Annotated in this window: 21 protein-coding genes; 14 read left to right on the top strand and 7 right to left on the bottom strand. The window is 36.3% G+C overall.

The features are described 5' to 3' along the window. From AB1279_RS24335 to AB1279_RS24290, 10 genes are all read left to right on the top strand, one after another. Positions 1-216: AMP-binding enzyme (locus tag AB1279_RS24335; RefSeq protein WP_429761575.1), on the top strand; the 216-nt coding region annotated here is incomplete at its 5' end. Continuing rightward, the gene (locus AB1279_RS24330) at positions 149-445 is read left to right on the top strand and encodes a phosphopantetheine-binding protein (RefSeq protein WP_429761573.1); all 297 of its coding nucleotides are present in this window, start codon (positions 149-151) and stop codon (positions 443-445) included. The genes AB1279_RS24335 and AB1279_RS24330, both read left to right, overlap by 68 nt. An 81-nt stretch (positions 446-526) precedes the next feature. Beyond that, the gene (locus tag AB1279_RS24325; RefSeq protein ID WP_429761579.1) at positions 527-2623 is read left to right on the top strand and encodes a Pls/PosA family non-ribosomal peptide synthetase; all 2097 of its coding nucleotides are present in this window, start codon (positions 527-529) and stop codon (positions 2621-2623) included. Between the two features lie 254 nt (positions 2624-2877). Beyond that, positions 2878-3342, top strand: coding sequence for a hypothetical protein (locus AB1279_RS24320; RefSeq protein ID WP_429760847.1), 465 nt, complete (start codon positions 2878-2880; stop codon positions 3340-3342). Positions 3343-3357: 15 nt separating this feature from the next. Continuing rightward, entirely contained in the window at positions 3358-3651 is a 294-nt protein-coding gene (locus AB1279_RS24315; protein WP_429760845.1) for a DUF2653 family protein, read from the top strand. A gap of 231 nt (positions 3652-3882) precedes the next feature. After that, a complete protein-coding gene (locus tag AB1279_RS24310) occupies positions 3883-4908 on the top strand; it encodes an efflux RND transporter periplasmic adaptor subunit (protein WP_429760843.1) in 1026 nt (341 codons plus the stop codon). A gap of 2 nt (positions 4909-4910) precedes the next feature. Continuing rightward, positions 4911-5648: an ABC transporter ATP-binding protein gene (locus tag AB1279_RS24305; RefSeq protein ID WP_429752385.1), complete on the top strand. Its 738-nt coding sequence runs from the start codon at positions 4911-4913 to the stop codon at positions 5646-5648. Next, positions 5596-6765, top strand: a complete 1170-nt coding sequence (locus AB1279_RS24300; protein ID WP_429760841.1) for an ABC transporter permease — start codon at positions 5596-5598, stop codon at positions 6763-6765. Before AB1279_RS24305 ends, AB1279_RS24300 begins: the two co-directional genes overlap by 53 nt. A gap of 338 nt (positions 6766-7103) precedes the next feature. Then, positions 7104-7775, top strand: coding sequence for a response regulator transcription factor (locus AB1279_RS24295; protein WP_429760840.1), 672 nt, complete (start codon positions 7104-7106; stop codon positions 7773-7775). Continuing rightward, on the top strand, positions 7772-9067 hold the full coding sequence (locus tag AB1279_RS24290) for a sensor histidine kinase (RefSeq protein ID WP_429760839.1): 1296 nt from the start codon (positions 7772-7774) through the stop codon (positions 9065-9067). Before AB1279_RS24295 ends, AB1279_RS24290 begins: the two co-directional genes overlap by 4 nt. Positions 9068-9368: 301 nt before the next feature. Here AB1279_RS24290 and AB1279_RS24285 read toward each other — a convergent pair whose 3' ends face one another. Next, positions 9369-10013, bottom strand: coding sequence for an alpha/beta family hydrolase (locus tag AB1279_RS24285; RefSeq protein ID WP_429761577.1), 645 nt, complete (start codon positions 10011-10013; stop codon positions 9369-9371). Positions 10014-10215: 202 nt separating this feature from the next. Here AB1279_RS24285 and AB1279_RS24280 point away from each other — a divergent pair, with 202 nt between their 5' ends. Next, the gene (locus AB1279_RS24280; protein WP_429760838.1) at positions 10216-10653 is read left to right on the top strand and encodes a hypothetical protein; all 438 of its coding nucleotides are present in this window, start codon (positions 10216-10218) and stop codon (positions 10651-10653) included. A gap of 89 nt (positions 10654-10742) precedes the next feature. Then, complete coding sequence (locus AB1279_RS24275; protein WP_429761526.1) at positions 10743-11513, top strand: transporter; 771 nt, start codon at positions 10743-10745, stop codon at positions 11511-11513. 547 nt (positions 11514-12060) lie between these two features. Here the strand turns inward: AB1279_RS24275 and AB1279_RS24270 are convergent. After that, positions 12061-12594, bottom strand: coding sequence for a DUF4871 domain-containing protein (locus AB1279_RS24270; protein ID WP_429760837.1), 534 nt, complete (start codon positions 12592-12594; stop codon positions 12061-12063). Positions 12595-12674: 80 nt separating this feature from the next. Then, a complete protein-coding gene (locus AB1279_RS24265) occupies positions 12675-13613 on the bottom strand; it encodes a DMT family transporter (RefSeq protein ID WP_429760836.1) in 939 nt (312 codons plus the stop codon). Positions 13614-13742: 129 nt separating this feature from the next. Between AB1279_RS24265 and AB1279_RS24260 the strand changes: the two genes are divergently transcribed. After that, on the top strand, positions 13743-15140 hold the full coding sequence (locus AB1279_RS24260) for a PLP-dependent aminotransferase family protein (protein ID WP_429760834.1): 1398 nt from the start codon (positions 13743-13745) through the stop codon (positions 15138-15140). A gap of 238 nt (positions 15141-15378) precedes the next feature. Beyond that, positions 15379-15897 carry a hypothetical protein gene (locus tag AB1279_RS24255; RefSeq protein WP_429760833.1) on the top strand — a complete coding sequence of 173 codons (519 nt, stop codon included), beginning with the start codon at positions 15379-15381 and terminating at the stop codon, positions 15895-15897. A gap of 75 nt (positions 15898-15972) precedes the next feature. Here the strand turns inward: AB1279_RS24255 and AB1279_RS24250 are convergent, their stop codons facing one another. The 4 genes from AB1279_RS24250 to AB1279_RS24235 all read right to left on the bottom strand — a co-directional run bounded on the left by AB1279_RS24250 (position 15973) and on the right by AB1279_RS24235 (position 20270). Beyond that, positions 15973-16488, bottom strand: a complete 516-nt coding sequence (locus AB1279_RS24250) for an N-acetyltransferase family protein (protein WP_429752365.1) — start codon at positions 16486-16488, stop codon at positions 15973-15975. Between the two features lie 127 nt (positions 16489-16615). Further along, on the bottom strand, positions 16616-17992 hold the full coding sequence (locus AB1279_RS24245; protein ID WP_429760832.1) for an ATP-binding protein: 1377 nt from the start codon (positions 17990-17992) through the stop codon (positions 16616-16618). A 288-nt stretch (positions 17993-18280) separates the two neighbouring features. Beyond that, entirely contained in the window at positions 18281-18952 is a 672-nt protein-coding gene (locus tag AB1279_RS24240) for a response regulator transcription factor (RefSeq protein ID WP_429760831.1), read from the bottom strand. An 811-nt stretch (positions 18953-19763) separates the two neighbouring features. Beyond that, positions 19764-20270 (bottom strand): N-acetyltransferase family protein, encoded by a 507-nt coding sequence (locus tag AB1279_RS24235; protein ID WP_429752359.1) that lies wholly within the window; start codon positions 20268-20270, stop codon positions 19764-19766. Between the last annotated feature and the right edge of the window lie 261 nt (positions 20271-20531).

Here is a 20531-nt window from a genome sequence, read left to right as displayed (position 1 = left end):
GTATTAGTTGCTTATATTGTATTGGATGAAGAAAAAACGTTGGATATATCGGTTATACACAATCGTCTTAAAGAACGTCTTCCAGCATATATGGTACCTTCTTACATTGAGGTACTTGATGAGCTTCCGACTCTTCTAAGCGGGAAGGTTGATCGTAAGAGTTTACCGGCACCGACAGGGCAGCATCGTTTCAATAAAGAAATATACAGCGCCTAAAAACGAAACAGAAGAAATAATCGCAAAGGCATGGCAAGAAGTTTTCCAGCAAGAGATGATTTCTGTTACAGAGCATTTCTTTGATGACTTGGGCGGACATTCCTTATTTGCTGCACTTGTTGTATCAAAACTTCGGGAACATAGTATGATGACAGGCATGGCTGTTTCAGATGTGTATGCACATCCAACGATTGAACAGCTTGCTGACTTTATACAATCACAATCTTAGAACTGAAATAAAGCAACCAGTTCGTAAAGAATTACCGCCTGTATCAGACGGTGTATATAAGAGAAATGGGTTTATGCAGGAATCAGTATATACGCTCTTACACTGCTAGCATCTTTGCCATTTGTACTTGTGTATTTACATTTATCTAATAGTCCGTGGGGAGATGAGCAAATTTTCTTAGCTGCAGTTTCTATGTTTGCTATTTATTGCCCGGCTATGATTATTATTTCTATTGCGGCAAAGTGGCTCTTAATTGGTCGTTTTAAAGAGGGAGAGTATCCACTTTGGGGAAGTTATTATTTTCGTTGGTGGCTTGTGCGCCGAATTCAAGCACTTGCACCGGTTAGCTTCTTAACAGGAACACCATTTTTAAATTGGTATTATCGTCTGATGGGAGCAAAAATCGGAAAAGATTGTTATATTGGCACGCAGCACTTGCATTCGTTTGACTTAATTGAAATCGGAAATGAAAGCAGTATTGGATTAGACGCCCAACTGCTTGGTTACACAGTTGAAGGGAATATGCTGAAAATCGGTAAAATTTCAGTGGGAAGCAACTGTTATATTGGATCAAATGCTGTTATTTCACCTAATACAACTGTCCAAGATCACTCGCAATTAGGAGAGCAATCGATGCTTCCTTCTAATATGGTCATACCATTCAATGAGCGTTGGAGCGGCTCTCCTGCAAGACAAACAAATGTAAAAGATGAGCATGTAGAGGCAATGGCGGCTGTTACAGAAAGCCACAGCAGATTTCACCGTTTTGGGCTTGGGGTATTGTATGTAATGGGCGTCATTATGCTTATGCTCGTTCCAAGTATGAGCTTTTTACCAGCTATTTTTATAATACGAGGCTTATTTCCGTATACGGGAGCTTGGGAATTGCTTCTAGCACCTATATTTTCGCTTATTGGTGTAGTTACGTTAAGTTTTGTAATCGTATTGCTAAAACGAGTTATACTAGGCCGAGTAAAAGAAGGACAATATTCGCTCTATAGTACATTTTATGTACGAAAATGGTTTGTAGATAAGCTGCTTATGATGAGTTTAGTATTCAACAATTCGCTGTATGCAACAATTTATGCAGCACCATTTTTACGTCTACTCGGTGCGAAAATGGGGAAAATGGTTGAAGTTTCTACAGTTACGAATATTGCTCCGGATTTACTAATCGCGGGTGAAGGCAGCTTTATTGCTGATGCTGTTTCTATTGGTACACCAAAAGTATTTCATAATCAAATTCATATTGCGAAAACAAAGATTGGAAGCCGTACGTTTATTGGAAACAGCGCTCATATTGAAGGAGGAAAAACAATCGGAAATGGTTGTTTAATTGGAGTCATGTCTATTCCTCCTGAAGAAAAAGAGATTTCGGATGATACATCATGGTTAGGTTCACCATCTATATTTTTACCAAACCGAGACATTAATACTTCTTTTTCGGAAGAGGAAACATATCATCCAACAAGAAGTCTTTATATAAAACGACTTATGATTGAATTTTGTCGCGTTACGCTGCCTGGTGCTTTTGCGATTTGGATTAGTGGCTTGTTAGTGTTTAGTCTCTGGGAGGAAACTCGCTATTTTTCTGCCTTCGAGATCATTGCGTTGTTTCCATTGTTGGCTATAGGATCGGGTTTGCTAGCATCAGGAGCAGTTGTTATTATTAAAAAGTTGCTCATTGGCAGTTATGAGCAGACAGCGAAGCCATTATGGAGCACATTTGTATGGCGCAGTGAATTAGTGACAGCTTTATACGAAAATGTGACTGTCCCTTACTTGTTAAATCTATTTCTTGGGACACCATTTGCTCGCTATATCCTTGGTTGGTTTGGTGTGAAAGTAGGAGAAAGAGTCTTCCTGGATTCTACACACATATCAGAATTTGATTTGGTTCATATTGGAAATGGGGCTGCTATTAACTTGAACAGTACATTGCAGACTCATTTATTTGAGGATCGTGTGATGAAAATGTCCAATCTTGTTATTGGTGATAATTGTTCAATCGGAAATGGTTCTGTTGTTTTGTATGATACAGTTATGAATCAAGGATCATCGCTTGGAAATCTTTCGCTTGTCATGAAAGGAGAAACTTTGCCAGCTTATACACATTGGGAAGGGACATCTGCTCGTTATTGTTATGCCAAGCAGGGACAAGTTAAGGAAGTTGGGTGATTTCATATGCTAAAAATATATGCTGTGCATATGGAGAAAGAGACGTTCATCAATTGGGAACGTCCTCTTTCTTTTATTACAATCATAGCGGGAAATACAGAAGAACTGTTCTGATTTTTGTTGTTTTATCTTAAAAAGCATAGTGTTAGCAAGGTATTTCAGCTGTAGTTATCCCTTGTACAAAATACGTGCAAGAAATAGAAAAGTTGCTTATACTATTGCTACACTTCATTTTGATTAAAAGAGGGATTCAGATGAATATAAGTAAGAAAATTTTTACGCTAATGTTAGCTTTCACGTTGTTTGCCTTACCAACATTTGCACAGGCAAAAACCTTTAGTGGCGGCAAATCGTCAGTTTCATCTCATTCTAGTAGTAGTGGATTTAGCACGAAAGGATCGACTTCTGGTAGCTATCGTTCTTCAGATGGGACATATCATTCTGGCTATAAATCTTCGTCATCAAATGTGCAATCGAAGAAACCAGCTTCTGTAGATCAACATACATCACAGCCACAGCCAGCTCCTAAAAAATCTAGCTTTTGGGGTCATGCAGCATCATTTGGAGCAGGAGCTTTACTAGGTAGTATGCTACATCCATTTGGAAATCATGGAGTTGGTGGAGTAGGCGGCAGCTTTTTCTCTAGTGGTTTATTAATAGATATTGTCATCATTTTAGCAATTGTTTGGATTCTGCGACGTATTTTCGCAAGACGTTAAGAAGGAGAGAGAACGATGAAGATTTTCTTTATTGAACAAGATGTAGTTGATGCGGTTTGTGTACATGCGGCTTCTATCCACGCGTATCGTCCGGAACAAATTGATGTTGATTTGCAGTTTCATCCGAATAGAGGATTTGGCGCCAATGCTCGTTTACCGTACCGAACTGTAGAGCTTGGTGAGCAGGAGTTAATTGATGCAATTGCATTTTATCTAAGGGAATATCACAACTTTATTCCAGAAAGTTTGCGTATTGACTTACAATTCAATGAGCAAACAGGATTTGCAGCGGATATCGAAGTAGCGTAAATAAGAAAACATTCCGTAAGTTAAGTTGCTTTAAGAAGATTGTATGAAAAATGTTGTTTTACGGAATGAATAGATAGAAATGAAAAAGTAAATTGATTATAGTACATGAGATATGTTTAAAAGACTAGCATCTAAATAGACGCTAGTCTTTTTATTTTTGTTAAGGGAATTTTAAGGAATAGATTCGATAATAAGTCTTATTTAATGAACCATAGAAAAGGAGATAGGACTGTGAAAAAATGGATTAGTATTTTAGGGGTTCTTATCATTGTATTTGGTGCAGGGGCTTGGTATGTATTGAAGAATAAGTCGCAACCAGTGATGAATCAAGCAGTAAGTGTGGCAGTTCAAAAAGGGAAACTAGATGTGAAAGTAACAGGTTCTGGTTCTACTCAATCTGTGACAAATGAAGATATTACAGCAGACGCAAATAAAGTAGTCGATTCCGTATTAGTTTCAGCAAATGATGTAGTAAAAAAGGGTCAGGAGTTAATTACATTTACAGATGGAAGTGATTCAATTGTAGCACCAGCTGATGGAACAATTACATCTATATCAGTGCAAGCTGGAGATCGTGTAACGAGTGGGAAGGCTGTTGCTCATATTACAAACTATAGTGATTTAGAAACAGTTACTCAAGTTGATGAATTAGATATTCCAAAAGTGCAGGTTGGACAAAGTGTAACGGTAAAAGTAAATTCATTTCCAGATACAACCTATACAGGAAAGGTAACAGATGTAGCAAAGGAAGGAACAGTTTCTAATGGTGTATCTACATTCAATGTAACAATTCATATTGATAATCCAAAAGATTTGAAAATTGGAATGACAACAGAAGCTAGCATTTTGACTGATAGTAAAGATAATGTTCTATATGTTCCAGTAGAAGCAGTTCATACAAGAGGAGATCAAAAGTTTGTTCTCGTTCAATCTTCAACAGCTTCTTCTAATGGACAGACAAGTTCTAATGGACAAGTAAGTTCTAAGGGTAAGACAAATTCTAATGGACAGGCAAATATGGAACGAAAACTTGTTAAAACAGGTATTCATAATGAAGATTACGTAGAAATTACGGAAGGATTGCAAGAAGGGGATCATGTTCAATTACCTATGGCTGCACAAGGAAATGCAGCAAATAATAACAATAATAAACAAAGAGGCTTTATGATGTCACCAGGCGGAGGCATGGGAGGCGGCTACGGTGGCGGCTACGGCGGCGGAGGTATGAATAGAAATAGAGCTGGAGGGAGAGGGTGAGAATGAAACCAATTATTGAGATTCATAATATGGCTAAATCATATGAGATGGGCGGCGAAATTGTACGTGCGCTCGATAATGTTTCTCTTACAATCTATGAAGGTGATTTTCTCTCCATTATCGGTCCTTCTGGATCAGGAAAGTCTACGTTTATGAATATGGTTGGTTGTTTAGATCGTCCAGATGATGGACAGTATCTATTGGATGGAGATGCAGTAGATAAGATGAATGATAATCAACTAGCCACGATTCGAAATGAAAAAATCGGATTCATTTTTCAAAACTTTAATTTGCTTACAAAACTAACTGCGCTTGAAAATATTGAATTGCCCCTTTTATATCGAGGGATGAGTCAAAAGGAAAGAACAAATATGGCGTATAGCTGTTTAGAGAAAGTGGGTTTACAAGAGAGGGCTCATCATTTGCCGAGTCAATTGTCAGGTGGACAGCAGCAGCGCGTTGCGATCGCACGCGCTTTAGCTGGAAACCCGCCAATCTTATTAGCGGATGAACCGACAGGGGCATTAGATAGCAAAACAAGTGAAGAGATTATTGAGGTCATGAAAGAGCTTCATATGCAAGGACATACAATTATTTTAATTACGCACGATTTAGAAGTAGCAAAACAAGCAAGCCGGATTGTTCGTATACAAGATGGGCAATTGTTTGAAAGTAGAGGTGAGTACATTGGGACTGATACAATCCGTCAAAATGGCAATGCGCAGTATCAAAGGCAATAAGTTACGAGCATTTTTAACGATGCTAGGCATTATTATTGGTGTTGCGTCTGTTATTGTACTTGTCTCGATTGGTCAAGGCTCAAGTCAAGCTGTAACAAATCAAATTAATAGCTTAGGAACGAATTTGTTAACAGTAAACATGATGGGATCTGACACGATAAAACTTACTGAAGAAGATGTTGCAAAGTTTCAAAAGATTGATGGGGTAAAAAACATGTCCCCTGTTGTTTCAGGACGAGTTACTGTAAAAAATGGGAAAGTTTCAACACAAGTATCACTTACTGGAACAAATAGTTCTTATGAGCAAGTTCGCGATATGAAAGTAAATGAAGGTCGTTTTTTATCAGATATGGATGTAGAATATAGACAAAAAGTTATTGTACTTGGTGCGAATACAGCACAAAATCTATTTGGATTTGAAAACCCAATTGGAAAATATGTACAAGTAAATGGTGCGTCTTTTAAAATAGTAGGTGTACTTGCTTCAAAAGGTGGTTCTATGGGACAAAGCGGTGACGATGTTATTATTATGCCGCTAAGTACAGCGCAGCGAGTTGTGAAGAATACAAGTATACAAACGTTGTATGTGCAAGTGAGTAGCGAGGGAAAAATAGATACTGTCATGGCACAAATTCAAAATAAATTAGCTGTAATGTTCCCAAATAAGCAAGATAACTACAGCGTATTTAGTCAAAAAGATTTAGTAGATACGATGAGTTCGGTAACAGGTACAATGACGATGATGCTCGGAGGAATTGCTTGTATTTCTTTATTAGTTGGCGGAATCGGAATTATGAATATTATGCTTGTATCTGTCTCAGAACGAACGAAAGAAATTGGCATTCGTAAAGCAATTGGTGCGAAAAGAAGAGATATTTTATTACAATTTCTCATTGAATCAGTGGTACTAAGTTCGCTTGGAGGATTAATCGGAATGGGAATAGGGCTATTGGTTGCAAAGGTTCTTTCCGCGGCAACGGGTATGACGGTTGCTTATTCTCTTCCTATTACATTGCTAGCATTTTTATTCTCCTTATTAGTAGGAGTTGGATTTGGGGTGTTTCCAGCCAATAAAGCATCAAAGCTGCATCCTATTCAAGCACTTCGATATGAATAGAACATGTTATTGACGGCATTTTTGCCTAGAAAAGAAAGCGATCGCATATTGCGGCCGCTTTCTTTTGCTAGTAGAAAGTGGAACTTCCATCAGCGGAGGAGTTACTCTATGATAGTCTTATAAGTAAATTTCTCTTGTGGTTCCTCATAATCTAGGGGTGTTACTACTCGTTAATGCGGGATAAAGTAGAGATTTTTCATTCCTACTGATTAGCATCATCAATCGGACCTTTACGAACATTCATTGTCCACCTATCTTCTTTGTTTTTTAGAATGATGATGTGAAAGTCTTATTGTTTGTGAATATATCGAAGAAAAAATAAGGGGTGAAGAAGTGAGATGCGTTTATTAGTTGTGGAAGATCATCCTCCATTATTGGAGTCAATTACACAAATTTTACGAAATGAATTTGAAGTAGATACAGCAAAAAGTGGTGAAGAAGGATTATTTCTAGCATTGCAAAATATTTATGATGCAATTCTTCTAGATGTGATGCTTCCAGAGATGGATGGATTTGAAGTAATTCAGCGGATTCGAAGTGAAAAGATTCAAACGCCAGTTTTATTCCTTACTGCAAAAGACTCTTTAGAAGATCGAGTAAAAGGATTGGACTTTGGCGGAGATGATTATTTAGTGAAACCATTTCAGGCACCAGAACTTCAGGCAAGAATTCGCGCTTTATTAAGAAGGAGCGGGAGCCTAACAACTAATCAAACGATTCAGTATCGTGGCATTGAGTTGTTTGGAAAAGAGAAAGATATTCAAGTGGATGAGGTACCTATAAAATTAACGTTAAAGCAATATGAGCTATTAGAGTATCTAATTCAAAATAGCGGGAAGATTTTAATGCGCGAACAAATTTTTGATAGAGTATGGGGATTCGATTCTGATACAACAGTAGCCATCGTGGAGGTATATGTGCATCATCTGCGAAAAAAATTAGAACCATTTGGATATCATAAAGATATACAAACTGTTCGTGGGATTGGATATATATTAAAAGAACAATGAGAAAACAGAGTATGTTTCAAAAAACGCGCATTCAACTTACGATTTTGAACTCATTAGTATTCATCATATTCATTGGTATGTTAGGAAATGTTATTTATTCATATACACATAAACGGCTATATGAAGGAATAGATGATTCAATGGATAGGTCCATTAAGAAACTAGAACAAGGAGCCAATTCTATTCCAGGTCAGTTTGATTTTAACAAAGACGTGCATATTGGTGATTCCCGGACTATCGTTTTACAATGGGATGCAAAGAATCAACTGGCAGGGATGGAACCACGATTTATAGATCCAAGCTTTTTTGAGAGAAATCAATCTAAATTATTTCCTAAAACATTTGGAGAACGGCAGGATATAGAAGTAGAAGGCGTAAATTTTCGGATGATTGCAGTTCAAGGAGATATTGATTCAGGAAAAATTACGTTTCAAGTGTTACGAGAAATAAACGCTGAAAAGGAAATGCTGCATACACTTCTGCTTATTCTAGTAATTGGATGCAGTATAGCAAGTATATGTGCGGTAGGAATTGGATTTTTCTTAGCTGGCAAGGCGCTTATACCAATTACGAATGCTTGGCATAAACAACAGCAGTTTGTTTCAGATGCTTCACATGAGTTACGAACACCTTTAGCAGTAATTCAATCTAAAGCAGACGTATTGTTTCAATCACCTACCGCAACAATAGAAGACAAGGCGATGGATATTTCAATTATATCAAAGGAATGCCGACGCTTATCCAAGCTAGTTGCAAGTCTGCTGACATTAGCACGTTCTGATTCAGATCAAATTGAAATGGACAAGAAAACTTTTGCATTAGATAAATTGCTAAGTGAAATTGTAAATCCTTATTCGGAAATTGCTTTATATGAAGAAAAAACAATCACGTTAGATGTAGTTCCTTCTATTTTGTTTATGGGAGATAAAGAGCGTATTCATCAATTAATTGTAATTTTATTAGATAATGCGATGAAGTATACAAATGCAGGTGGAAATATTGAGGTATCTTGCTCTGAAACAACAAATGGGATTGTAATTCAAGTGAAAGATGATGGTGTTGGTATCGCTGAAGAAGACATCTCAAAAATTTTTGACCGTTTTTATCAAGTTGATAAATCAAGAGCAGCATCAAACGGAGCTGGATTAGGCCTTTCTATCGCAAGCTGGATAGTTGAAAAGCATTCTGGAAAAATAAAAGTGCATAGCAAAGTTGGAGAAGGTACTTGTTTTGAAATTATATTTCCAAAGAATCCAAAGTACGAAATATTTATAAGAAAGAAAAATAGGTAATTACAAAGACAATCTTGTTTTATCCCGCTATTCGCGGGCAGTAATACTCCCACCTCAAAACTCGGCGAAAGCAAAGAAGTTAGGTGGGAGATAAACTGCCCGTAAAAGCCCGATTGGTTCAACTAATAATCAGTGGGGGATGGAGAAAATCCCCACTGATTAAAGTTTCACTTTATACTGATGAGTTCGGATTTGAAGAAAAATAACCATTTAAAAAGAGGTGCAATTCGCACCTCTTTTGCATTTACTTTAGCAATGAAATTAGCACCCAAATTGGTGAACTTTTGATAGCAGTTTATCCCTAATTTGTCCTAACGATTTCTTGGAGTTTTTCTATTACCCTTGATAAAGCTAAAATTGAATTTGTTGTTTCAAATTCTTCAACATCTAAGGAATGGTTTGCATTTTGGACAACATCAATCTTTAAATTTGATTTACTTAATTGGTCAATTTGATTTGAATTGTAATGATGATCTTTATCCCCGATAACTAAAAGCCCTTGATGTTCACTATTCAAGATGGAATCAAAAATTGAATCAGACTGTAACAGTGGAGTAAGTAAAATCATTTTTGACTTTAAGAATTCATCTCTCTTCATTAAGTCATTCGCAATTGGAATTGTTCCGAGTGATTTTCCTAAAAAAATTGAATTGTTGTATTGCCCATTTTTAAAAACATCTAAAATCACAGGATTAATGTCATCCATCATTATTTTGGTTAGTTCTTCAATCGTTTTTTTCATTGTTTGCTCATCATAGGAGTAATGGATATGGACAATATCGATGTTGTTTTGGCGCATTACCATCGTCGAATAATAAAACAAGGGTTTGTCGTAATTGTAACCTGAACCTGAAAACATAAAGCAAATCGTTTTGGAACCCATTTCTATATGTGTATAACGAATCGTTTTGTCGTTTACTTGTATTTCCTTTTTATTTCCTTTCATCATTTTCCCCTCCGAAACTTTTATAATATCATAACATAAATTACCAATTTATTTATTGGAAATAGATTATATCCTTACCTGTTAGTTTTATACAAGACTGTCTTTTTTAAGGAAAAGTTAAGGAATCCTTTTCATAATAAATATAGACATAATGACGAATTACAAATGAGAAATGATGAAAAAGGAGAGTGAAGAGTGGAAAATGAAAAGAATGAGAAAACTCCATTTTTGGATTGGGTTAATTGCTTCGGTATTTATTTTTATTCAATCTGTAACAGGGATATATATGTATTTTAATGAAAAAGGCCACGGTGAAAGAATAGGAGGAGCTGCTAATTTTAAAGAACGAGGATTTGGTGGAAATGGTGCTATAGGGAATGGACAAAATGGACAAGGAATGCAAGCTGGGAATTCCAATTTTAATCAAAGAGATGCAGCGACAAATGGACAATTTTTTCAAGATAGAAATAATGGGGGATTCAATTCTCTATCAAAATTAGTTAAGGAACTGCATACAGGAGTAATTGGACTAATTGGTGCGATTATTATGCTTATTTTAACTGGAACTGGACTATGTATATCTTTTGTCATGTTGCGAGCAAGATGGAGAGTAAGGCGTCAAAAAGACATAACGGCTTAAGGAACAGTCATGATGAAGGGAGGAAGTGAAAGGTGGTTAGAAAAAAGACGTTTGGTTTACTGGTTGTTGGAGTATTAAGTCTCAGTGTAATGGGTGGAGCTTCTGCTTGTTCAAATAAGGAAGCAAATCAAGGGAAATTATCTCAACCTAGTAGTGCACAAGTAAATGGTGAGACTGTACATGCTGCATATACAGAAGATAAAGCACAGAATTTAGGAATTTCCACAGAAGGAAAAGAGCTACTTACACTTGAGAAGGAAATTCATGAAACGGAAGTAGAAAAAGAAGCAAATCAGCTGGGAATTTCTACAGAAGGAAAAGATGCTGGAACACTTTCTGAAGAAATATATGAAGCGAAGGTCAAAAAAGAAGCAGAAAAACTTGGAATACCAGTAGGGGGAAAAGCAATTGTAGATTTAATAGCGGAAATTAATAAAATTAAAATAAAAAGTGAAGCAGAAAAATTAGGAGTTTCTACAGAAGGGAAAGAGACTGGTGCGATAGCTGAAGAGCTTTATGGCACAAAAGTAAAAAACGAAGCAAAGCAACTTGGTATTTCGGAAAAGGGAAAAAGTATGGAAGCGTTAGCGAAAGAAATATATGAAACGAAAATTCAAACAGAAGCAAAAAACCTTCATATTGATTTGTACGGAAAAGATATTTATCAAGTGTTACAAGAAATTAATGATCAAAAGGCTTTGCAAGTGGCAAAAGAACTTGGGATAGATGTGACGGATAAGGATACAGAGCAGCTTACAGAGGAAATTGGAAAACAACAGCCAGACCGAGTGCAAGAACTTCACTTTTCACCTTGGATACAAACAGATGCAGATGCATTTTACTATTATTTAACATCCTAAAAAGAAGTTTTATAACGTATGCTGGCTTTTCGAAAAAAGAGATAAGGGATCGAAACAATGAAACCTTATCTCTTTTTATTTGATTGTATGAGTGATATTCATTATTTGTTTAACTCCATTGCAATAGTTTTACCATTCACTAAAACTAAGACTACCGCTACTACAACTTCCATTATTTTTTTCATCTCTTATCTCTCCTTGTTTTTGGTTTTATTTCTTACTCTTAGTATAAATGGGAGGAAGAGATGGAACCATTGAATTAGATGACGTGAGAATTACAGTTTTGTAAGGAAAATGCTATGATCTGTCCCGCTATTCGCGGGCAGTAAGACCCCACCTCAAGATGCAGAGAAGATCGTTGTTAGAATCTCTGGTCGTTTCGCTCCCTCGGACGAGGCAAAAAGCGCCTCTCTGCCTTGAGCTCCAATGTCCTGTGATTCTGGGCGAGCCGCTTCCGCTTTTCTATAGAAGTTAGGTGGGGGAATAACTGCCAGTAAAAGCCCGATTGGTTCAACTAACCATAAGTGGGGATGAAAAAACTCCCCACTTATGGAAGTTTCACTTTATCACTTTCTTCTACATGTACAACAATCTGTCCATACAACATTTCTCCGATGTATACATTTAATAGCCATAAACCAGAAGAAGGGAGTGACATACTAGAGGGAATACTCGTGATATCTTTTGTAATCTCTTGCGGTGCCGTCCATATATTACCTGTTACTTTATCTTGAGAAAAGACAGGAACTGGTTTTGTTGAGCCTTGTTTTATTGCAATGACGGTTAGCTTTCCAGAGGGGATATTTGGACCCAGAAAGAACCACATATATTTATTTGGTTGATTAGCAATCCAAGTAGTATCTACAAGTGCGACCTTATTTTCTATACCTTTTAGAGATATTTTATCATGCTGAAATGATGGACTTTCCTCCCAATTGACATCTTTAAGAATGCTGAGGTGAAAGAAAGAGGGAATGTTATTTTGTGGTTGTGTCGTTTCCATTATTTTTTTTGAATCTACTGTAATCGTACAGCCAGTGATGAGAGAGGAGAGAAGTAGCACGGTTCCAAGTTTTTTCATTTTGCCACGCTCCTATGCATATTTGTATTTTAATTGTATTGGACAAAAGAAAGAACAATTCCTGTAAAAGAAAAGAGAGGCTACGCGGACAGCGTTTCCCCTTTTCTTACATGTGTTCTGTTGCTAGATTTTTCTGGCATTGTTAAAAAGACAACTGCGACAATAATGAAAATACCACCTAATAATTGATAGGCTCCAAATGATTCATTTAACCAGATAATTGAAACAATAGCTGCTACGAGTGGTTCAATACTTGATAAAATACTTGTTTCTGTTGCAGATAAATATTTTAGACTACCAATATAGAGAAAGAAAGAAAGTGTTCCACTTATAATTACGAGAATAAGCATAGAAAATGTGCTCATTGTTAATGTATTTGCTACATGACGGAAATGGAATTCTTGATTATATAGAAATAAAGAAATTCCTCCAAGTAACATCCCCCAACCGACAATTACTGATGTTCCCCATTGTTTAATAAGAGAAGCGGGATGGAGTGTGTAAAAAGCAAAGCCGACTGCTGTTAAAATACCAAATAATATCGCTTGTTTAGAGAGAACAATATTTTCAATTGAACCGTTAGTAATAAGAAAATACGTACCTGTCAGTGCAGCGACGATTGCTATAACCTGCATAAAGGAAGGAAGTTTTTTATGCTGCATTGTAACATAAATAGTAATAAGAACTGGACCGAGAAATTGAAATAGTGTCGCGGTTACAGCATTACTTATATGCACTGTTTCAATAAATGCATACTGAGCACCAAGCATGCCAACAATCGCAAAAATTAGTAGTTGAATCCAATGACTTGGATACTTCCAAATCCCAAATATATTTTGTTTTGTAAGTAGTAAGAAGCATAAAATAAACATGCCTGCTAATAGTAGGCGTATGACTAAAAAATCAGTAGATGATAGTTCAGTATGGTTAAATAGCCATTGAATCATAGGACCAGATAATCCCCATAATGTTGCTCCACTAATAATCATCATCAGACCGAGATGTCGAGGTGATTTCATGATGTATCCTCCTTTGATATGAAAGTTCTTGATTTATTAAAACAGAAATGATAAGCATGAAAGTATTATATATAACTTCTGATACTGTAAAAAGTGTCAGTTTTTTATAAAATAAAGGGGTCAGTTTGTATGTTAGAATTAACACCGAAATTTGATATTCATAGTAAAGAGCCATTATATGTACAACTATATAATTACATAAAAGAGGAAATGAAATCTGGAAATGTCCCACCTCATACGAAATTACCATCGAAGCGTAAATTAGCTCACTATTTGCAAATTAGCCAAAATACAATTGAAGCTGCATATGGTCAGCTTGTTGCAGAAGGTTACATAGAGGCGATTTCACGTAAAGGATATTTCGTATGTGAAATGGAGCAAAATGTATTGCATGTACAACAAAAAATGCAACATGTAAAAGAAATGCTTTATGATGAACGAGACTATGTATTTGACTTTACGCATACAGGTGTTGATGCTCAGTCATTTCCATTTGCCCTATATCGTAAATTGACGAATGAAGTGCTGCAGATTGAGAATGAAAAAGTACTACTGCTTGGGCATCCGCAAGGGGAACTTGGATTGCGAAAAGAAATTGCAAAATATCTGTACGAATCGCGAGGTGTCCATTGTTCACCAAGTCAAATTATTATTGGAGCAGGAACACAATATTTAATAAGAATGCTATTTCAATTGTTAAAGGAAAGTACATTTGCGGTAGAAAATCCAGGATACCATCGAAAAATTGTTACGTATGAAAAAGGGATAGAGCATGTGGAACTGCTTCCCCTTGATAAAGATGGAATTATACTTTCGCATTTAGAAGAAAGCGATGCAAATGTCGTGTTTGTTACGCCGTCCCATCAATTTCCGTGCGGGATGATTATGCCGATTTCAAGGCGAATGCAGCTCTTACATTGGGCAGAGAAAGAGGAAGGGCGTTATATTGTAGAAGATGATTATGATAGTGAATTTCGCTATTCTGGTAAACCAATTCCAGCTCTCCAGGGACTGGATAAAAACGGAAAGGTTATTTATATGAGTACTTTTTCGAAAGCGCTGCTACCATCGTTACGTATCAGTTATATGGTGCTCCCAAAAGCGCTAGTTGAAGTATATCAACAAGACTATTTCTTTTATACGCAGACTGTATCGCGAATTGATCAAGAAATTGTGAAACGCTTTCTCGAAGGTGGACATTGGGAAAAGCATATTCATAAAATGAGAGTTGTGTATCGAAAGAAAAGAGATACATTAGTTTCAGCAATTTCAACACATTTTCCGAAATATGTTGAAATAATTGGACAAGATTCAGGACTGCATATATTATTACGCACAAATAATGGCATGACAGAACAAGAACTTATTGAACGAGCGGCAGTATATAGTATTAAGGTATATCAGGTTTCTATGTACTATGATGAGATGAACGCTGATAATAAAACAATCTTGCTTGGTTTTGCGATTTTATCTGAGGAAGAAATTGAGGAAGCTGTTCAATTGTTGGCAAAAGCATGGTTTAACTGAGGAGTTTAACGATTTTTTTTAGGAAGGCTACATATAATCCTTCTCCTGAATGAAACTTATTCACAAGTCTACTTCTTTATCTCATATTAATGGAGCGTAATCCCTCTATCGAAGGAAGTTCTACTCTATGTAAAAGTGGCTACATCCACATATACATAATGGTGGAAGAACAATCATAGGTTAGGAAAAGAAGAGGAAAAGCTTGCAGCATAGATATTGAGATGGGAGGGAATGGCTAGTGGAGGATGCTTATAGGGAGATATTTTGGAGAATAGTCCTTGCAGCTATTTGCGGCTGTGTTGGAGGAATTGTAAACATTGTAGTAAATGGGAATTATATTAAAAGTCGAATGATACTCTCAGATCAAAGTGGAATTGAAAGTCGATATGTGTTTGGAACAATTAAAGAGCCTATTGCAGGTATATTTAGTGCAATTTTAGTAACACTACCGATGGATGTAACGAAAGAGCACTATTTATTCATACAAACAGCTTTAATTGCAGGTTTTGGGAGTAGCACATTTCTGAAAAGTTATGTGCAAAAATCAATGGTAATAGAAGCTCAAAAGAGTAGTGATATTATTAAGAAATATGAAGGGAAACTTGCTTCATTAGAAATAAATTTAGAAGATGAGGCTAAAGAAAAACTTAAAAATTTACAAATGCAAGTAAAAACGGCTGTTAGTCCATCAGAAATTCGGTTTTATAATAAACAAATTGAAGGGATATTAAAAGGAGCAACTCATTTTACTTCATAAATTGAGTTCAGTGTTTGTAAAACAAAAAAGTTTCTATAATTATAAAGAAAAAGGGACTCTTGCAAGTTCCTTTTTCTATGCGTTTTCTTCATGTAAAAATAAAACCATATGCTCTTCGTCCCAATATTGATCGTTATATTTTAATGAACGTTCTTGTACGCCAAATGTTTTAAAGCCTAATGATTCATAGAGTTTTTTTGCACCTTCATTGCCAACGACAACATCAAGCATCAGTTGTTCTACTTCTAATTCTTTTGCTTTTTCAATGGCTGCTTGCATAAGTGCTCTACCAGCACCGAGTCCACGCGCTTTTGGAGAAACATAAACAGCACCGATTTTTGCTTTATGTTCCTGCTTTAAAAATGATTTCGTTTCCAGAGTTGCAGCACCGATTAATTCGCCATCTTTAAAAGCGCCAAGTGTATAATTTTCATTTTGAGATAATACTTCTGCTTTATATTCAACAGGATCTTCTTTGTTAAGAATATCTTCGTAAGCGGAGCTGAAGGCTTCTGGGTTTTGCTTTAATCCTTCAACGCGAAGTTCTAAATAAATTTCTGCATCCTTTTTTGTCAATACACGAATTTCCAATCATATCACCTTCTAAATCTTTGGTAGTTGTATATACATATTATATTAAAGTAATAATAATTTCAAAAATATACTATTTATGGTTAATGTTATTGGTTGAAAATTATTTACTAAAATAATAAAAATGTTATTGAATTGGTAATTCTATCGTAAATACAGTTCCAGCTCCAACTTCACTTGTTACATGTATAGAACCACCGTGTAATTCTACGATTTCTTTTGCAACAGCTAAGCCAATACCTTTTCCACCAGTTGCTCGTGTTCGGGATTTATCGACCCGATAGAAGCGCTCAAAAATATGCGGTAAGTCTTCACTTGGAATTCCCTCTCCTTCATCTTGCACATGTATAAGAAAAGTATGCTCCTTTTTTAATACTTGTACTGTAATTTGAGAATCTTCGTGAGAATGTTGGTGTGCATTATGGAGTAAATTCAGCATGACTTGCTCCATGCGGCGTTCGTCTATGCAGACAGATAAATCTTCAGGGCAATATAAAGAGATGTCCATTTTCTTTTTTTGAAGAGATGGTTTTATTTTTTCAACCATACGCTCTACAAATGGTAGCAGTGAAATGGGCTGCTTTTTTATAGCAAATTGGTGTTGTTCAAGCTGTGCAAGTTCAAATAAATCTTGTACGAGTTCGGTAATATTTTCTGTTTCTTCTTCAATGATTTGTAAATATTCTTCCCGTTCTTCTTTCGATAAAGACTCTCTTTTTGCAACTTTTGTATATCCTTTTACATATGTGAGCGGGGTTAATAATTCATGTGCGACACTTGCGAGAAATTCGTTTCGTTCCTTTTTCATATAGGTTAGCTCACTAGAAAGCTGTTCAATTGTTCCTGCTAAACTTCCTAATTCGTCCTTACTCTTAATACCTAATGTAATCGGTTCATTTTGCTTCATCATTTTTTCGGTTGCTCGCTTCATTTTGATAAGTGGATTTGTAATAACTCTTGAAAATAAAAACACTAAAATTGTTGTGAGAGCCACTGTCAATGCACCGACGGTAACGAACTGTTTCGTTAAGCGATAAATCATTTCTTTTATAGAAGCAGTTGCTAAAAACATATGGACATAGCCAACCACTACCCCATATTTTGTAATAGGACTGACTGTTGAAATATATTTTGACGCTTTCCAGCGATCTTCTGTTATCATTCCATCTCTAGGAATATACGTAATCTTTTTTACAAGTTGTTTGTGCATGTCTTCTGTAATGGGATCAGAAGAAGATAAAATATTACCCGCTGCATTTGTTATGACGAGTTTCGTATGAGAAGGGGAGTTAGATTCCATCATCGTTGCGCGTTCAACGGCTCGTTCGCTATAGCGTTTTTCAATAATATCACGATACCAATTTCCCTTTGCTAATAAGGATGTAGTTTCTTCATTTACACGCATTTGCGCCAGTGTTGTATGAAAGGATACAAATAATACGGATTCAATGCAAAGAGATAATAATAAAAAGTATGTACCAAGCTTTATAGAAAGTTTATTCATTATGATTCACAACCTTTTTCCTGTACTAACAGGCAGTAAGACTCCCGCCGCAAAGTTCTGAAGAAACAACGAAATTCGGTAGAAGAAAAACTGCTGGCATATGCCCGATTGGTGAGGGCTAACCATCGGAGAAAGGCATTCCGATGGAAGTTTCACTTTACCCCGCTCTAACAGTCGGTAAGATGCTTAGCTACGAGGTAATACCAAACCGACTGTAAGAGCCCGATTGGTTCAACTAATCTTTTGGAGAAGAGCGTTCCAAAAGGAAGTTTCACTTTATCTTTACGATTAGTTACCTTTCCATTTGTAACCGATTTTATAAACAGTTTCTAGATAATCTTCAATAGGGAATCCTACTTTTCGAAGCTTTTCGCGTATATTACGAATGTGAGAATCAACGGTACGATATTCAATATCTGTTTGAAATCCCCATATTTTTTCGATAAGTTCATCACGGCTATAAGCACGGTTTATATTTTGCAAAAAGAGTCCAAGTAATGAAAATTCAATTGGTGTAAGAGCGAGCTTTTCATTATAGACAGTCACGGTATGCCTCGTTTTATCCCAGTCAATTCCGTTAAAGCTTACGAACCCTTCCTTTTTCGTACGACGCAGTACAGCTTCAATACGAGCAATTAATACTTGCTCATCAAACGGTTTTGTAATATAGTCATCAGCACCTAAGGTGAGACCTTTTACCATGTCATAATTTTGATTACGTGCAGTTAGCATAATAATGGGTACGTTACTTATTTGCCGAATTTGAAAGCAAGTTTCCCAGCCGTCCATTTTTGGCATCATCACGTCTAATAAGATAAGATCAAATTCTTTTTGTTGAACGAGTTCAAGTGCTTCTTGTCCTGAAGTTGCCTTCATGCAAAAATGCCCGCGCGGACTTAAAAATAAATCTAATAAGCGCAGCATACGTTCTTCATCATCTACTAATAATAGTTTTGCCATAACGATGTACACCTCAAATTTCCAGTATTTATCCCGCTATTAACGGGCAGTAAGCCCCTCACTTCAAGATTCAAAGAGGAACAAGGAAGCTAGGTGGGGGATAACTGCCCGTAAAAGCCCGATTGGTGAGGGCTGACCTGTTGGAGAAGAGCGCTCCAACAGGAAGTTTCACTTTATCCCGCTATTCGCGGGCGGTAGGTCCCACTTCAAGATTGAGAGAGAATCGTTGTCCAGCTCTAGCGGCTAGAATCCCCGGTCGTTTCGTCCCCTCGGGCGAGCCGCTTCCGCTTTTCTACAGAAGATAGGTAAAGTTAAGTCCTCATTGCTAGAAGTTTCCCTTATATATTTTACATGAACTTTATAAAAAACACTGTTCATATTATAAAGAAAAGGACAATTGCCATAAAAAATGCACTACTTTTGCAAATCTTTCTTTTATAATTGGGAATGTAGCAGCACAAAAAATACCCTATGTTGCGACATAACGTCTTGTCATTTTGTTTTTCAAAATGGCAAATTCCATTCTATTGTGTAAGTGAGATAGAGAAAATTTTTCGTATTCACCTCGCATCGGATAAGAAAAATTCTATCTCACCTTTTTTTGTTAATAAAGGGAATTTAAATAATGAACATAAAGAAGGATTCCTAAAAAATAGAAACGAAATGCAGCTATAGCCTGTATTACGGTAACGATGATAATGAACTGAGCCAATTGGGCTCTTATAGATGAGTTTGTATTAAAACCCGCCTGGACGGGATAAAAATAAGAAGCCTCGCACAATGTGCGGGGCTTTTTAGTGGTCTTCTATGACTAAGTATTTAAAAATAAAACCATATGCTCTTCATCCCAATATTGTCCGTTATATTTTAAACCGCGTTCTTCTACGCCATATGTTTGGAAACCGAGTGATTCGTATAGTTTCTTTGCCGGTTCATTTCCGACAACAACATCAAGCATGATTTGTTCTATATTTAACCTTGGTGCATTTTCAATGATTGTTTCAATTAATGCTCTTCCAGCACCAAGACCACGTGCCTTCGGAGAAACATACACAGAGCCAATTTTTGCTTTATGCTCTTGTTTAATAAATGGTTTAATTTCAAGTGTAGCGATGCCGATTAATTCATCGTCTTTAAAAGCACCTATTGTAAATTTTTCAGGATTGTCTAATCGTTTCGCCATTGCAGCAACAGGATTTTCTTGTTTCATAACATCTTCATAAGAGGAACTAAATGCTTCAGGATTTTGAGTTAACCCTTCTACGCAAAGCTGTAAATATATACTTGCATCTTCTTTTGTTAAGACACGAATGTTCATACAAGCAACCTCCTAATGGTTTTATGTAATGAAATTATATATTAACTTTATTAATTATTCAATAGCTATATATGTTACGTTTTTATAACTAAAAAGGTTCCTCATGTGAGAAACCTTTTTAATTTTTTATATGGAAGCTTCACTTTACCCCGCTCTAACAGTCGGTAAGGCGCTTAGTTGCGAAGTAATACCAAACCGTCTGTAAGAGCCCGATTGGGTCAACTAACCTTTTGAAGAAGAGCGCTTCAAAAGGAAGTATCA

It is taken from the genome of Bacillus sp. S14(2024) (assembly GCF_050473785.1).
GTDB classification, from domain to species: Bacteria; Bacillota; Bacilli; order Bacillales; family Bacillaceae_G; genus Bacillus_A; species Bacillus_A yunxiaonensis.
Note: the sequence above shows the minus strand (reverse complement) of the source record. Positions and strands in the feature narration are given on the sequence as shown.